Genomic DNA, 14,828 nt, shown 5'->3' with positions numbered 1-14,828 from the left:
GTCTGCTCTTCAACCTCGTTCGCATACGAGTGTCAGACATAGCCAATGATTCCGTCGACGGTTGTGGGTAGCGTCGGGTCCTGCGTCAGCGGCACGTTCGCTGCGTAAAATCCCAGTACCTGGGCCTGATTCGGGGTCATGCGATTCCATTGCGAGCCGGAAAACGCGCAGAAGGCAACCTGTGAGTCGCCGTCGACGTTCGACAGTGCTACGCGGGGTTGAGTGTTCCGACTGTCGAAACCTTCGGCCAATTCAACCGCCTGCGAGAGCGTCCCGAACCATGAGGCGTCGAGGTGAGAGGTTGGCGAATCTGGCACAAATTGTGCGCACTGTGCTGTTGCCTCCTCGTCCAGGTAGCCGCTCAGGATCCGGTCGATGATCTTGTCTGGGAGCCTCCGCTCGGCCCCCACACACCCAGCGAGGCACGATCCGGCACAGATCAGGACCGACAAGAATACCGCCATCCGTATCCACAACCGTCGCCGACCCCGCGAAGGAAGATCTCCGAAGTTCCAGGGACTCCCCATCACCATGGGCTCGGAGGTATCCATAAACCGAGTTTATCTCGAAAGTTCACCGACGCCTCTCCGGACAATTACCCAGCCGAGTCAGTTGGGACGATATCCGCCCACAGCGTCATGCACCCTGCGTCGGCGGCGCATCGAGGCTCGGATTTTGGAGGCCCATCTGTTTCATCGTCTTTCTGAGCCTTGCCTTACCCATTGGCAGCACATCAAGGGGGGAAGGACCATACAACACGAGACAGAGCGGACGAGCCAGCCCATTGACTCGCAGCTGGATAGCCGGGCGAGGAAGGACAGCCCGCATCGTGCCTATTTGCGCGGACAAAATGGTCGTTCGCGGGATGGTCGCAAAGGGTCGCGTGTCCACCGCCGTACCCCAGATCATCAACGCATCATCGGCCCAGGAAATACCGGGGAACGGCGGAATCTTGTACGGCGAACCCTGACTCAGTAGTTGATCAAGTCCGCTTTCCGAGTCCTGCATAGCCAGCATGATCGGTCGGCCGATGCGAGCTGAGATTCTGCGGAAACGGCGCTTGAGCAGCCAGATCGCCACTCCTAGCGTCAGGACTAGAACCGTCATAGCCGCGAGAGTGCCCAGTGCGACAGTCAGGTAGCTTTCTTCGGAACCCCTCAGTCGACAGAGTTTTCCGAGCGCGATCATCGCCCACGAGAAGACCAACCCGAGAAGCCCGATTCTGCGGCTATAGGTGCTCTCAGCTTTGTACCGCTCACGTCTTTCGTCACTGGAGCAGCCCTATCCCATCCATGATGTGTCCAAAGCCCGTGATTGCAGCTCAAGTCCAAGCCGAAATACGTTCCGCGCGCGCTCCAGCCCGAAGGAGAAATTTCAAGGAGAGTTCCTTGGCGGACGAGGTTGGGCACCACCCGCAGCAGGATGGCGATCGCGAGGCCGGCGCCCAGCAGCCATCGCCCGAATCGCGCGCCAAACATGGTCCTCATCACTTCGCCTCAGGATCGGACATAACTCACTCCACCTGAAACAGTGGCCCGTTGCACGGTGACGCGGCGCGACTCCCGTCTCCCTTGCTTTTAGGGCAGCAACCAAGGACGCATTACTTCATGCCGAAATCGTTGCGGAGGTCTGGATCACCTTTGGGTCGTTCAGGATCGTCGAAGATTCTGACTCTGTGTTTAACGGTCGAGAGGTCCTTCAGCGGCACCCACGGCACTTGAGTCGAGTTCCTAAACGGCCGAAGCACCGAATGAAACACGGCCGCGAACGCGTTCAAGTCGAGCCAGCCGATGAGCTGCCCGATACTCGCGTCGCGCTTCCTGAGCAGCGGATATGCAATAGTGCCAGCCAAAGCCCCGAGGGGGACGAGCAGCCAGAGATACAGGCCGCGAGCGACGATCCCGATAACGAAAGCGACTGGGTTAAGGTCAATTCGCTCGTTCAAAAGAACCCTCCGACTATTCCCAAGGGTGTTGTGAAGTCAGGGAGCAGCCCGGCTGCAACATCGATGTCCCACTGGAGGTTCGATTTCGTGACGATCGGTTCCGCCATTCCTTGCATGTACTGATCCATGCCGCGCACGAACCTACCCGCGCCGGAGGCAACTTTGTACCCGCCGTAGAGTGCCACAATAGGAGCGCCGAACTCGATGCCGACGATCGTCACTGTTCCGGTGCTCCCACCCAACCGAAAACGCCGACGTCCACGCCGCCACGGAACATGAGTTACTCAATTGCTGCTCTTATCAGCCTCGACGTCATGCGAGAGGCCGGGCTGGCGGGCGGTCGCTCGTAACCTCGCCTTGCCCATCGGCAGCAGATCCAACAACGACGGCCCATACAGAACAAGAAATACTGGTCGGGTCAGCCCATTTATCTGCAACTTGATCGCTGGGCGGGGAATCAGCGCCGGCATTCTGCTGATGCTCGTGACCAGGATTGTCGACGTGGGAATGGTCGCAATTGGTTGCGTGTCGCCAGAAGTAGCCCAGAGCTCTAACGCGGTATCCGTCCATGCGATTCCAGGAAATGCGGGCACTCTGCGTGGTCCGTGCGGGTGCAGCAACTGATCGAGGCCACTACTCGAATCGTGCATCGCCAGAAAGATTGGCCGATTTAGGCGGAACGAGAGGGCACGAAGGCGGCGCTTCAACAACCAGATCATCGCGAAAAGTGACAGCGCGAAGAGAGTGATGATTGCGAGGACTCCGACGCCCACTGTCAGTATCCTGTCCGCATCCCCGCCAAACCGACTGAGTTTGCCGATGCCAACGATCAACCACGCACCGACTACTACGAGCAGACTTATCCTCGCGCTCCAAGGGCTCTTAAGGCTCATACTTGGCTACCATTTCTCACTGGAAGAGACCGATCCCGTCCATCGCATGTCCGAATCCGCTGATGCTGGCCCCAGTCCATGCCGCTATCCGATCGACGTGAGCTCCCGCGCGGAATGGCCCTCCGAATGACCCAATTGCGAAAGCGATGAGATCGGCATCGCAGGTAGGGCTCAAGCCGAGGTGGGCCGTGGAATCGATGATCGCAGCGTCCGAACTCGCTGCCATGTAAGTGCTACCAGCGCCGCCAGCACGGCCCCATCTGGACTGTTGAAACCCGCGATACGCTTCATGGAACATGACTATAAATCATGTATCGTCGATGTCGAACCCGACCCCAACCACGGATTGAATTAGCCCTTACGCCGGTGGTGAGCATTCATCTGTTGAAGGAGGGCTCGAATGTCCAGTTGGTCCGTGTTGGCGATCATCGCGGCAATAATCGTCGGGGCGGCGATCGGAGTTCTGATGCACCGATTCGTTTGGAAGTCCCTCCTGAAGGCAAGGTTATCCTGCGCAAAGATGGGCGGGCTTGACTGGAAATAGGTCGTAGCCTGAATTACCCTCCATCGATCTGACTGACGACGGCGGCCGGAGCGCAGGGCCCACCGCGCAGACCCAATAGCGCCCCTCTACCGCGACTATCCGTTCGATTTAACTGGCGCTATCAATCCTGGTGCCCGCTAGGCAAGTATGACCTCCGCTCTTGGCCAATGATCATCGACGGCGCGAGTGGCGACTCCCGCAAACGCGGGAACACCGGACTAAATAGACTCCCCTGAGGCCGATCTCGAGCCTTTCACCCGTTTGCGAGCGCACCTCAAGAACGCGCCGTGCGACTTGATCAAGTTGTTTCTGTTGTAGAACCGCCTAGCAACTCGATGAACCGTTTAGCGGCCTCGTCATCCGAGTAGAGGCGGTTGGATCTTTCGCGCACGAATGCCAGCTGTAAAGCAGAAACACCGATAGGCACTGCTACTGACGGATAGATGAATGCCCGAATCGAGACCGTCGAAGACGCCACCGTCCCGCCCTTGTCCACGCTGAAGCTTGCGACAGGCCGCGGATGAACTGGGTCGTCCCAGAGCACGATCCTCTGGCCCTCAAGCGAGATGCCTAACACCCCGCTGGTCCAATCGAATCTGGCCCCGGGCTGCTCCATGGACAAGCGCCTCAAGTCATTCACGAGACTTTGAGACTTTCGAATGACACCAGCAAATTGCGCGGTAGTCGTCGACAGGTTGGTGTTCATACGCCTTGCGGCCCGAGCATCCGAGCGGGCGCTGAGCACAAGAACGCATATGAGGACGACGCATGGCACGGCAGCCAACACGAGACCTTCCGCTGAAGGTCCGACCAAGAAGGCACGGCTCCCCAAGAGACCAGCCAGGACAATCGCCACGGCTCCTGTCGGGATGAGGACTGCGATACTGGGCGTTAACTTTTTCATTTCGGAAGGCCGCGCCTGAGACGACGACGCTCACGAAGTTCACGACCGGATATACGCCCTTCTGACGGGTCCCAGAGCACGGCACCTGACTTCTGATCAACTATCGGATAGGGAATCGTCATTCCAGTCGTCGTCGTATAACCTGCCGACCATTCCTCGCCGCTTCGCTGCCTCAGCAAGCCCCCGCTTGCGGCCATCACCAAGAAGCTGAAGACCGTTGTAGCGAGAACTAGGTTGACGGACGCCGAACCCCACGGACAATCCAGCAAGAGGTAAAGCACCAAGAAGACAGCCAATAGACAAACGATCGCAGCGCAAGACCAGAGCAGTATCGACATGTAAACACGAGCACTGATTCCGGAAAGGGGCTTCATTGTTGGTCCCGGATGTAAGAGCCGACACTGATTGAATATCCCGCAAAGTCCGCGCTGGTGGAAAGTGAGTCCAACGCTCTAGCTAGTGCTTCAATCGCCCACGGAGCACCATGCCCGGCAGCAAGCACGACGCCTTTGCCGACGCCTAACGTCGCAACACTGATCACGCCGAAGGTGCAAGAAACGGTCTCCCCACGGCTGCAGTCCTCATAAGCTCCCGCTACGCCGACCATAACCCCAACGCCCGCGAAGACTGGAGATGCGGGCGTCGGAGCCAGCGAGAGCGCGTAGAGAGTGACACTGATCGTTCCATATGTGAGGCTTCTTTGTTCAGGCGTGGATTTGGGCCTATTCATCGCCGCCGGCTGAGAATTGAGAACAGCCTGTTTACCACCTACTGCCCCTGGCGAGACGGTGGCCGCCCTTCCAAGATAGTTCCCGTGGTTGCAGGTGCCACAGTCTTGCCTTTGGCCGGAGAGGTCGAAGGCGTTGATGGGGTCGTTGGGGTAGTTGTAGGCGCTGGTGTTGCCGCCCTCGACCGGGTCGAGAGCCAGGAAACGGCCGAGGCTTGCTGAGTACATTCGGGCGCCCATCTCGATCGTCGCGATCGTGGAGGCGTGTTCGTAGAACTTGCCCTTGGAACCCACCCAACCTGGGTCGAAGTTGCCGGGCTGAGTGTCTGGCACCGACTGGTTCGCGGTGGGCGAGCCGATGACCTTCGTGGCGACATCCATGGGCTGGCCGAAAGGGTCGAAGAGTGAGAACCCGGTTTGGGCACCCGACGCGTCGGCGGTATACGTGACGTCGCCGTGGAGGTTCGGATAGCTCCAGATGCCGACAGCCAAGGCAGCGTCTCGCGCCACGGTCACCCCACCGGGTAGTGAGAGGGTGACGTGGGTCACGGCATAAGGGTCGCCACTCGCCGACTCGAGGACAAGCGCTCCCGAGTACCGGACGGCGTTGACCACGGCGGTTCCGAGCATCTCGGTTCGCTGGACGATCGTACCGGTCGCGTCGCGCACATACGTGATGGTGACCTTCGTCGCTCCCGTTCCGGTGGTGGTGCCGACATGGCGGTCGCTTGCGTCATAGGTAAACGTCTGGTCGCCCAGCCGCGTGACGTTGCCGTGTGAGTCATACGTCACGGTGCCGGCGGCGAGGCTGACCGCTGGTCGCACCATCTCCGCCGGAGCAGCGGACGCTCCGGTCACGGTTTCCGTGCTTTCGGTGAGTCGGTCGTCGGCGTCGTAACAGTACTGGGTCGAGTACTGCAGGCCGCTTCCACCGACGGGGACGTCGGTCACGGTCGTGCGGTTCCCGTTCGCCGACGTGGTGAGACCGGTGCCGCAGCTGCTCGTCGGAGCGAACCCGTAGGTCAGGCTGTGACCCGGGATGGAGGCGGATCTCAAGCGGCCCACTGTGTCGTAGTTGTAGGTGTACGCGTAGCTGCTCGACGCATTCGTGATCGCCGTCTGGAGGATGCGCCCGGATTGCGACAGGATCGACGCGTCGCCGACCGTGCCGATCGCGCCAATGAATTGCCATCGGAATCCGGTGGTGCGCCCGGACGCGTCGTATCCGACCGAGGTCAGGCTGGTTCCATTGGAGTAAGTGACAGAGGCCAGTCGCCCAGCCGAGTCATAGACGGGCTGTGCGAGAACGGTGCTGCCGCCACGGGAGGTATCAGTGATGGACTTCACCTGGCCGCTCAAGAAGTAGCTGTAGGCCAACGAGTACCCCGACCCTGTCGCGGGCTCCGTGGTCGTCGTGATGAGCTGCCCGGCGAGGTTGAACGCCGAGGTCGTCGTGGTCCCCCAAACGTCCACAGCGGAGACCACCCGTCCGAGGAGGTCCTTGGTCGTGGTGATGGTCCCCGTCTCATCCGTCACCGACGACACAAGAGTGTTCCTAACCGCCACCCCTCCGATGGTCTGGTCCGTCGCGTATCGATACGTGGTGGTGTGGTCGACGTATCCGCTTGTGTACGTGTCGTACCTGCTGATCACCCGGCCGCGGGAGTCGTACGTGGTACACGACGTTCCGCCGTCCCCGGCCGTCTTGTCGGCGACGATCCGCCCGAACAGGTCGTAGCCATAGGTCGTGGTGATGTCGGCCGAAACTCCTACGGAGGCGTCGAGGTTGCTCGCCCGATGAGATTTCAGCGCGCCGTACTGCGCCATAGTTCCGGGCACCCCGCACAGACCGATCCCGGTCGTCGCGAGCGTCTCCCCGGGCGCGTAGTAGGTGTTGCCGGTCGTGGTGGCGGTCGCGCCCGCCTTCACCGCGGCCGGCGAGTAGGTGGACACAGGCCGGTTCGTGCTGTCGTAGACGACTCGGGATTCGAGGCTCAGTCCACCGGGGTCCGCGATCGTCTTGGCGGCTAGTCCCAGCCAAGGACTGCTCCCATAACTCGTGGAATTCGTCATCGACGGCACTTGACCACTGCTCACCCCGCTGACTGCGGGAGCGCTGTCGACGGTCGTGCTGCCAGTCGTCAGTCCGTAGTCGGGGTGGAGCCAGGAGCCCGGGACGGGTGCGAACGTTCCGCTCGATCCGTTCCCCGCAACCCAGTTCAACCGCAGGGTGGCGGTCGAGGTGCTGTCGAGATACTCGACGGTGATGGGCATCGTCCGGCGTGCCGAGTCGACGTGGATCGTGCCCTTGTTGGTGGAGTGCACGGCTCCGATGACGAAGTTCTCGATCAGCAGTCGGCGGTCGATGGTCAGTTTCATGCCGTCGTCGACAGTTCCCTGGAATGTGTAGTCGCCGGCGGCGGGGAACGTGATCGTGCCCGTGAGGCGCACGCTCCAATGATCGGCGTTCACTCCCGCAGCGGGGGCCGCCGATCCCCAGTCTCTGTCGACGGCGCCCGGGTCACTGCTACCGACACCCAGGCCGTAGGCGACGGGAGCACCGGCCAGGCCTTCTGTGTTGTAGTAGGTCGCGGCGAGACCGACAAGCCCATCGTCGTAGCTGGTCGTGCTGTGGCCGACCGGGATGCTGCACGTCAGAGGAAGCCGAGTGGCTGGGTCGAAACACGACGGGTCGGCCGGACCGTAGACGTCGGTGACTCGGTCGACGGCGTTGTAGACGCTCGTAGTCTTCTTGCCGGCGACGTCCGTCGCCGCCAGCACCAGATCCTTCTCGGGATCCCATTCCTTGCTCACGGTGCGCCCCAGAGTCGGGTTGTCGGTCGCCGTGGTGTCGCTGATCATCCGGAGGGACGCGTCGTAAGAGACTTTGCGGGCCTTGCCGCTCGTGACCGTCGACAGCGATGCATCGACCCCGGCAACCGCGACGTACGAGGCCCGATTGACCACGTCATAGGTGTAGGTGTGACTGGGACGCGTGGCCATGTCGACGCCTCCGGGGGCGGGGAGGGTGACGGATTTCACCCGGTCGTCGGCTCCGTACATGGCCAGACCAGCCTCTTCGTACGTGATCGTGGTGGCCGAGGCATCCGTGACGGCGCCTCCCGTGGGAATGTGGACGTTGTATTCCCAGTCGTTCGCCACGTGGTCGCGAATGAGCGTCATGCGCCCCGAGCCGTCATAGCCGAAGGTGCTCGTCGCTCCGCCCGGATCCCTGATCATCGCGATGAGGCCCGCCGCGTTGTAGGCGATCTGCGTGGTGTCGTCTGAGCCGGCGACATGTCCGGGATAGATGATCATGCACAGCTTGTCGGCCGGCGCCGGGGCGTAGCCCGAGCCGCCGGGCGTTCTGCACGCGTTACCGGTCGTCGGATCCGCGTCAGTCGCGGCCAGACCGACGTCTGCGGGCTTGTCGGCGCCGTAGACGAACCGCACCTCGCGAGCGTACGTCGGAGGGGTCGCCGTGGTGGCCGACAACACGTCGGAGATCCGGTCGATCTGTCCGACTCCGACCCGATACTCGCCTGTTCCGCCTCGATATCGCACGACCGGCGCCACCGGCTTCCTGACGTCGATCGCGCTGCTCGTAGACTCCACCGCCCCGGCGGCATTGAACCGGAAGGTCGTGCCTGAGTCATCGGTGAAGGTGACTCGTTTGACCGCTGGATCGACCGAGCTGTCGAGATAGACGCTGACGGCTCCATATTCACCCTTCGGAGGCGTGTAGCTGTCGGTGCCCTGTTTGGCATACGTGTGGACTTTGCCAGTCGAGTCGGTGAGGATGACCGCCGCGGAGGTGATCTCCGCGTGCGAATAGGCGGCCGCCGCACCCGCGATCGCAGTGGACGCGGACCAGCCCGTCGGCAGGGTCTCCGGCGTGCGGATGAACCAGCTACTGGGAATGATGACCCTCGTGTCGTCTGACGCACCCTTCTGCTTGGCATAGAAGGTGATGTGCGCCGTGCTGGTCTTGTCTCGGTAGTCGAGGACGAACTCGTAGGGCACATCTTTGGTCGCTTTGACCTCGCTGCTCCAGACGAGCGTGTCGATCTTCGGATCGCTCCAGCGATCCGATTGCATCGTCGCCGCTCCCCCGACCCGGAGGCGGTATCCGTCATCCGACACCGCACCGAGCACCCAGGAACCCGAGGCCGGGAACTTGATGAACCCCTTCCACGACACGAGGAAGTTGTCCGAAGGCACTCCAGACGCCGGCGCGCCCGTGCCCCAGTCGGCATCGGGCGCACCTTCGGAGCGCACAAGCACGGCGCCCTTCGACTTCGAACCGAACGAGGCGTCCTGCAAGACGCTGTCGTCGTAGTAATACGCGGTCAGGCCGGTGTTCGAAGGCTTCTGCGAGTTGTAGTCGAAGGACATCCCCATCGCTCCGCCGGCAGTTGCGACGGTCGGAGACGCGAAGTCGAGCGCCATATTGCCGTTCGCGAGGTTCACCGTCACGGGTCCGGCGGCATCCTGGGGCGACGGGCTGGATGCGCCGAGGCGGAGGTCGACCTTGAAAGCATTGGTGTAGACGGGCCCGTAGTCGCCGCGATCATCCTGGGTGGAGACGCTCCACTTGTACGATCCGCCGTCTTGGACCGTTCCCACCGGCAGCGTCCAGGAATTGCCGCTGATCCAACCACTGGTCGCGACGGTTCCGGTCATCGAGTCCGTACCCGTCGCTACGCGGAACTGGTACTTCACTGCGGCGCCGACTTGCGAGACAACCGACCCCACGGCGAGCGTCGGTGTCAGGCTCGACACCATCGCGTTGTCGGCCGGACTCCAGGTGCTGCGAGACGGCATCGCCGCGGCATCCGTGACGAAGCTCAGGATCGACGTGTTCCGCCTCGTCGTGAACCCGTTGACACCGTCGTACCCGTCTTTGACGTACTCGACCCAGTAGTAGCGGGTATTCGGCTGCAGTGCGTTCGCCGCCAGGGTGAAGTGTCCCTGCCCGATCCAGCCGCTGTCGAAATTCCACGTGGCGAGAGGATTCGGACTGGTGCCGAGATGGAACGCGTACAAGAGGCCGGCCCCGCCCGGATCGCTCTGGCCCGTGATCGTCAGCGTCGGATTCAGCTTCGTTCGCTTCTCGTCGTTCGGGGGTGACGACGAGGTACCCGCGCCCGGGAAGTCCTTCCATGCGACCCCCATGACGGTCTCGATGTGCTGGTAGCTGAAGACGCCCGGGTCTTCTTCTCCGGCAATGAGGAAGTAGTTGCCGGCGGAACTACCGCGCACCCATTCGCCGACCTTGGCCGCGATGCCTGAGCCGGTCGTGTTGCCACCAGCGGAACTCACCTGCATCACGTCGAGGAGCGATCCGACCCCGCCGTAGCCGAACGCGGTGGCGGTGTAGATCGCCGCCTGATGTGTGCCGTCGTCCCCATCGCCATAGAGACCGCTTACTCCGATCTGCGCGCCGAGCACCTGCTTGCCGAAGAACTGCTCGTAGTTGTAGTGCAGTACCGTGCGCCAGTACCCGCCGTTGTTCGAGTTGCCGATCTGCACGCCCGCGCCGACGTTCGTGAGACCGTTCGACTTGTAACTGTGCACGTCGTCGTTACCGGGGTAACTCTCCATGGTCGGGTCGAGGAGCACCGGGTAGACGCGCGCCGAACTGTTCAGCCAGGAGCGGTCGACGCTGACGGCGATGATCCACTGGTCGCCCCGACGCAGAACCGAGGTGTGCGCTCCGGTGGAGGCGTCTCCGCGACCGGTTTCTTCGTCGGACGCGCTGTCGTACGCGATCGCCGGCGGCATGAGGAAGACCGCCTCGCCAGCCGCGTTCGTGAAGGTGACCGCGCCCATCGCGTCCTTCTTCAGCGATAGACCCTCCGCGTCGATGGTCCACGACCACGACACGGCGCCGTCGTCGCCGGGAGCCGACTTCAAGCGCAGGTTCTCTTTCACCCCACCTCTGGTGACGTCGTAGACGAGGTCGGTGTCGTCGAAGACGTCCTCGTATTCGATGTGATTCCGCGCGTCCGGACCCTCGCCCGCACCTTTCCGGATGCCGCTGGAGTGCGCCCCGTCGAGGCTCGAGCCGACGGTGAAGTCACCGCTCGTGACCTCCAGGACGTGCGGAGCGGTCACATTCTCGGCGAACTTCGGCGCGAGCGGGTGGAGTTCGACCTCGCCGCCTCCGATGCCCAGCCACGACCACGGGCCCGTCGTCTCCACAGCCGTCTCGATCGGCACCCAGTCACCGTCTTCGTCGACGACGTTCATCGGCTCGGTCGACGTCGTCGTGTAGTGCACACCGTCGGGGAGCGCATAGGTTTGCGCGAACTCCGATCGCTCGACGATCGCCGAATCCGGGAGCGAATCCGGGGTGATCTCGCTCACGTCGAGCTCCGGGCTGATATCGCCCGGAGGAACCGGTGCCGGCACGGGTTCGCCGCCGAGATCGTCGAAGTCGCCTTCGGGCATGGTCGTCTCGGGAACCACCGGGTCTTCCGTGAAATCCGGAGCCGGCGCCTCGGTGATATCCGCCGATGACGGCGCGGAAGGTTCCGGCGGCGAGGGCACCTCGGCATGCGCCGAGACAGAAGCGCCGGCCACGAGCGCCGCGGTGAGCGCAACGGCTGCGATCGAATCGAGCAGGACCGTACGACGACGGCGGTGAGCAACGAACACTCGGGTACCCCAGGCTGTCTGCGAGCGGTGGCTCGCCTCGTGGAACTCCCCCGAGTGCCGCGAAGCGAGAATAACTCACCTCTGCCTTGGATGCCAGGTCTGTGGATAACTGGAAGGCCTGTGCAGGGAGAATGGACGCATGAGCGACCCCACGGCGGTCTCCGGCACCCGGCGCTTCCTGCAATTCGACCCGGGGCTGCGGTATCTGCGAGGCTCGGTCGCCGCGATGATCGTGGTGCTGCTGAGCTTCTGGTCGATGGTCGAGCTCGCCGGATTCGCCCCGGTCGACGTCGACGCGATCGTGCTGAGCGTCGTGGTGGCCGCGATGATGACGCGCCGCGATCTGGGAACCGGTCTCCGCGAGCGCGCCGCCGACCTCTGCGTGCTCGCACTCGCCACCGTCGTCGCCGCCCTGATCGGCATGGCGTCCCACACGGTCGATCTGCTCGGCGAGACCCTCTTCGTGCTCGCCCTGGGCGGCTTCGTCTGGGTGCGTCGCTTCGGGCCGCGAGCCGCGCGGATCGGCACCATCGCGACCCTGCCGTTCATCGCGACCCTCGTCACGCCGCTGCCGATCCCCGTCGACGCGGGGTTCTCGCTCTGGGCATTGGTCGGCGTGGCCGTGGCCTTCGGATGGGCGACCCTGGTGCAGTGGGTGCGAGAGCGGCCGCGGGAATCCAGCGAGGGTGTCGCGGCGCGTCCGGAGGCTCGCGGAAGCGTTCGTGCAGAGGCCAGGAGCAGGACGACCACCGCAGCCGTGACCGCCACCAAAGGGCACCGTCGCCCGGCCCCCAGCACCCGTATGGCGATCCAGCTCGTCGTCGCTCTCTCAGCCGCATTCCTCGTGGGGCATGTGCTCTTCCCCGAGCACGTCGTCTGGCCCGTCATCACCGCTTTCATCGTCTGTGCGGGCAACCGGGGTCGCGGAGACGTCGTCTACAAGGGCGTTCTGCGCACGATCGGGGGGCTGGGCGGCACCATCGTCGCCACCCTCGTGAGCGGTGCGGCACTCCCGGGTGGGCCCGGTGCCCTCGTGCTCATCTTCCTGGTGCTGACGGTCGCGCTCTGGCTCCGTCCCGTGAGCTACGCCTACTGGGCGGCCTGCGTCACGGCGGTGCTCGCCCTGCTCTACGGCTATTTCGGCCAGACCGGCCCAGGCGTTCTGGAGAGCCGGCTGCTCGGTGTGCTCTGGGGCGGCGCCCTCGCGATCGCCGCCTCCTGGTTCATCCTTCCCGTGAAGACCACGGATGTACTGCGTCGGCGATCGGGAGACGCTGTCCGAGCGCTGGCGGCGTTCACCGCGGCGCTGCAGGACGGCGCCGACCGAGCAACCGTCGAGGAACGACGGCACGCGGCATCCCGGGCCGTCGAACGGGTCAGCGAGGTGACACCGGCCATCCGGGCCCTGCGCCGAGCCCTCTCGACGCTGGCGAAAGGACGTGGCGTGCCCATCGCGATCCGGGAATGGGCGGGCAGGCGGCGCATCGCGGCCGCGGATCTCGCCGACCTCGTGATAGGCGCGTCCCCCGAGTTGGAACGGGTTTCCGCGGCCATCGACGGGGACGGCGACGAACAGGCCGCCCTGCAGCTCCTCCGGCAGCGGATGCGCGCGATCAAGGCCGCGCTGGAAGAAATGCGCCCGGCCGCCGGTTAGTGTCAACGTGGAGCGCCTGGCGACACCCGCGCCGTACCCGCTCGCCGTACCCGCCCGATCGATCGGAGCATCCGTGTCCTTCACTCGCGAACCCGTCCGCCATCCGATGGCCGTTCGTCACCTCACCGTCGCGCGGGTCGCGAAGCTCACGCCGACGCTCACGCGCGTGACGCTGATCGGCGAGGAGCTCGCCGGATTCGCCAGCGACGGCCCCACCGACCACGTGAAGGTCTTCTTCGCCGACCCGGCCACCGGCATCCTCACCGTTCCCGAGCTCACGCCCGACGGCATCCGCCGCCCCGAATCCGGCACCATCGTGTCGCGCGACTACACGCCCCGCGCGTTCCGCGCCGCCACAGCGGACTCACCCGACGAACTCGACCTCGACTTCGTGCTGCACGGCACCGACGGGCCTGCGTCCGTCTGGGCTGCGAACGCCGCGACGGGCGACGCTCTGGTGGTCGCCGGTCCTCGCGGGTCGCGACTCGTGCCGAGCGGCATCGCCCGCGCGGTGCTCATGGCCGACGAGACGGCGCTGCCCGCGCTCTCGCGCTGGCTGGAACTGCTCGATCCCGAGGTCGAGATCACCGCGCTGGTGGATGTCGCGGACGCGTCGGTGCCCGCCTATCTGAGCGACGAGCTCCGCCTGCGCGCCGACATCGTGTGGCTCTACCGTGAGAACGGCCCCGACCAGCTCCTCGCCGCCCTCCGTGGTCTCGGCCCCATCGACGAGGAGACCTTCGTCTTCGGCGCCGGCGAGGCATCCACCCTCATCCCAGTGCGGCGGTATCTCCGCCACGAACTCGGACTTCCCTCGCAGCAGGTGGCGCTCAGCGGCTACTGGAAGCGCGGTGTCGCGAACCTCGACCACCACGCGCCGCTCGATCCGTCCGACCCCGACTGAGCGGGGGGTCAGGCCCGGGGTCAGCCCCAGACGCTCGGCGCCGGCGCCTTGCTCGGCGGCAGTTGCGCGTCGACTCCCCACGTGTGCAGCCACTCCGGCATCCGCCCGTCGTCGGGCGCCGGCCCGGCGAGCGCGCGGAGTTCGTCGACACCGACCACTCCGCCCGAGCGCTTCAGGAATCGCGCCCGGATGTAGGCGCGCGCGTAGATCTCGCCCTTCACCACGAAGCGCTGCTCAACGAACAACGCCTTCTCGTCGTAGCCCAGCACCCGGGTCTCCACCTCGAAGCGCTGCCACAGCTCGAGCGACCGCCGGAAGCTGATCGTCTCGGCCACCACCACGGGGTACCAGCCCCGCGCGGTGAGCTTCCCCCACATGCCCGTGCGCTGCATCAGATCGAGGCGCCCGAGGTCGAGGATCGAGAGGTACACGCCGTTGTTCATGTGCCGGAGCACGTCGAGGTCGGTCGGAAGCACGCGGAACGGGGTCGACCCGACGTCCCAGACCCCGAGGGGAGAGCGCGAGCGCGAGCGGAGGGTCTGCAGCAGGGTCCGGAAGAAGAAGTGCACGACCCGATGGTAGAGACCGGCACATCGA

10 protein-coding genes are annotated in these 14,828 nt (G+C 64.1%); 2 read left to right on the top strand and 8 right to left on the bottom strand.

The features are described 5' to 3' along the window. Positions 1-32 precede the first annotated feature (32 nt). The 7 genes from ACFJGU_RS07715 to ACFJGU_RS07685 all read right to left on the bottom strand — a co-directional run bounded on the left by ACFJGU_RS07715 (position 33) and on the right by ACFJGU_RS07685 (position 11,484). On the bottom strand, positions 33-464 hold the full coding sequence (locus ACFJGU_RS07715; RefSeq protein ID WP_382309142.1) for a hypothetical protein: 432 nt from the start codon (positions 462-464) through the stop codon (positions 33-35). Positions 465-636: 172 nt separating this feature from the next. After that, positions 637-1,107: a hypothetical protein gene (locus ACFJGU_RS07710; protein WP_382309140.1), complete on the bottom strand. Its 471-nt coding sequence runs from the start codon at positions 1,105-1,107 to the stop codon at positions 637-639. A 493-nt stretch (positions 1,108-1,600) separates the two neighbouring features. After that, on the bottom strand, positions 1,601-1,945 hold the full coding sequence (locus ACFJGU_RS07705; RefSeq protein ID WP_382309138.1) for a hypothetical protein: 345 nt from the start codon (positions 1,943-1,945) through the stop codon (positions 1,601-1,603). After that, positions 1,942-2,166, bottom strand: a complete 225-nt coding sequence (locus ACFJGU_RS07700) for a hypothetical protein (protein WP_382309136.1) — start codon at positions 2,164-2,166, stop codon at positions 1,942-1,944. Before ACFJGU_RS07700 ends, ACFJGU_RS07705 begins: the two co-directional genes overlap by 4 nt. Positions 2,167-2,229: 63 nt before the next feature. Beyond that, complete coding sequence (locus ACFJGU_RS07695) at positions 2,230-2,718, bottom strand: hypothetical protein (RefSeq protein ID WP_382309134.1); 489 nt, start codon at positions 2,716-2,718, stop codon at positions 2,230-2,232. A gap of 962 nt (positions 2,719-3,680) precedes the next feature. Next, positions 3,681-4,088, bottom strand: coding sequence for a hypothetical protein (locus tag ACFJGU_RS07690; protein WP_382309132.1), 408 nt, complete (start codon positions 4,086-4,088; stop codon positions 3,681-3,683). Between the two features lie 568 nt (positions 4,089-4,656). After that, on the bottom strand, positions 4,657-11,484 hold the full coding sequence (locus ACFJGU_RS07685) for a PA14 domain-containing protein (protein ID WP_382309130.1): 6,828 nt from the start codon (positions 11,482-11,484) through the stop codon (positions 4,657-4,659). A gap of 328 nt (positions 11,485-11,812) precedes the next feature. Between ACFJGU_RS07685 and ACFJGU_RS07680 the strand changes: the two genes are divergently transcribed. Further along, complete coding sequence (locus tag ACFJGU_RS07680; RefSeq protein WP_382309128.1) at positions 11,813-13,327, top strand: FUSC family protein; 1,515 nt, start codon at positions 11,813-11,815, stop codon at positions 13,325-13,327. Positions 13,328-13,400: 73 nt separating this feature from the next. Continuing rightward, positions 13,401-14,231, top strand: a complete 831-nt coding sequence (locus tag ACFJGU_RS07675) for a siderophore-interacting protein (RefSeq protein WP_382309126.1) — start codon at positions 13,401-13,403, stop codon at positions 14,229-14,231. 20 nt (positions 14,232-14,251) lie between these two features. Here ACFJGU_RS07675 and ACFJGU_RS07670 read toward each other — a convergent pair whose 3' ends face one another. Beyond that, entirely contained in the window at positions 14,252-14,800 is a 549-nt protein-coding gene (locus ACFJGU_RS07670) for an acyl-CoA thioesterase (RefSeq protein WP_382309124.1), read from the bottom strand. Positions 14,801-14,828: the final 28 nt, after the last annotated feature.

The organism is Herbiconiux sp. UC225_62 (assembly GCF_042694625.1).
In the GTDB taxonomy this organism is placed as follows: Bacteria; Actinomycetota; Actinomycetes; order Actinomycetales; family Microbacteriaceae; genus Herbiconiux.
This window is presented reverse-complemented; position numbering and strand designations above follow the sequence as displayed.

Coding starts and splice junctions, on each gene's coding strand:
- ACFJGU_RS07710 (WP_382309140.1), bottom strand. CDS start 1,107: ATGACGGTTCTAGTCCTGACGCTAGGAGTGGCGATCTGGCTGCTCAAG.
- ACFJGU_RS07680 (WP_382309128.1), top strand. CDS start 11,813: ATGAGCGACCCCACGGCGGTCTCCGGCACCCGGCGCTTCCTGCAATTC.
- ACFJGU_RS07690 (WP_382309132.1), bottom strand. CDS start 4,088: ATGAACACCAACCTGTCGACGACTACCGCGCAATTTGCTGGTGTCATT.
- ACFJGU_RS07715 (WP_382309142.1), bottom strand. CDS start 464: ATGGCGGTATTCTTGTCGGTCCTGATCTGTGCCGGATCGTGCCTCGCT.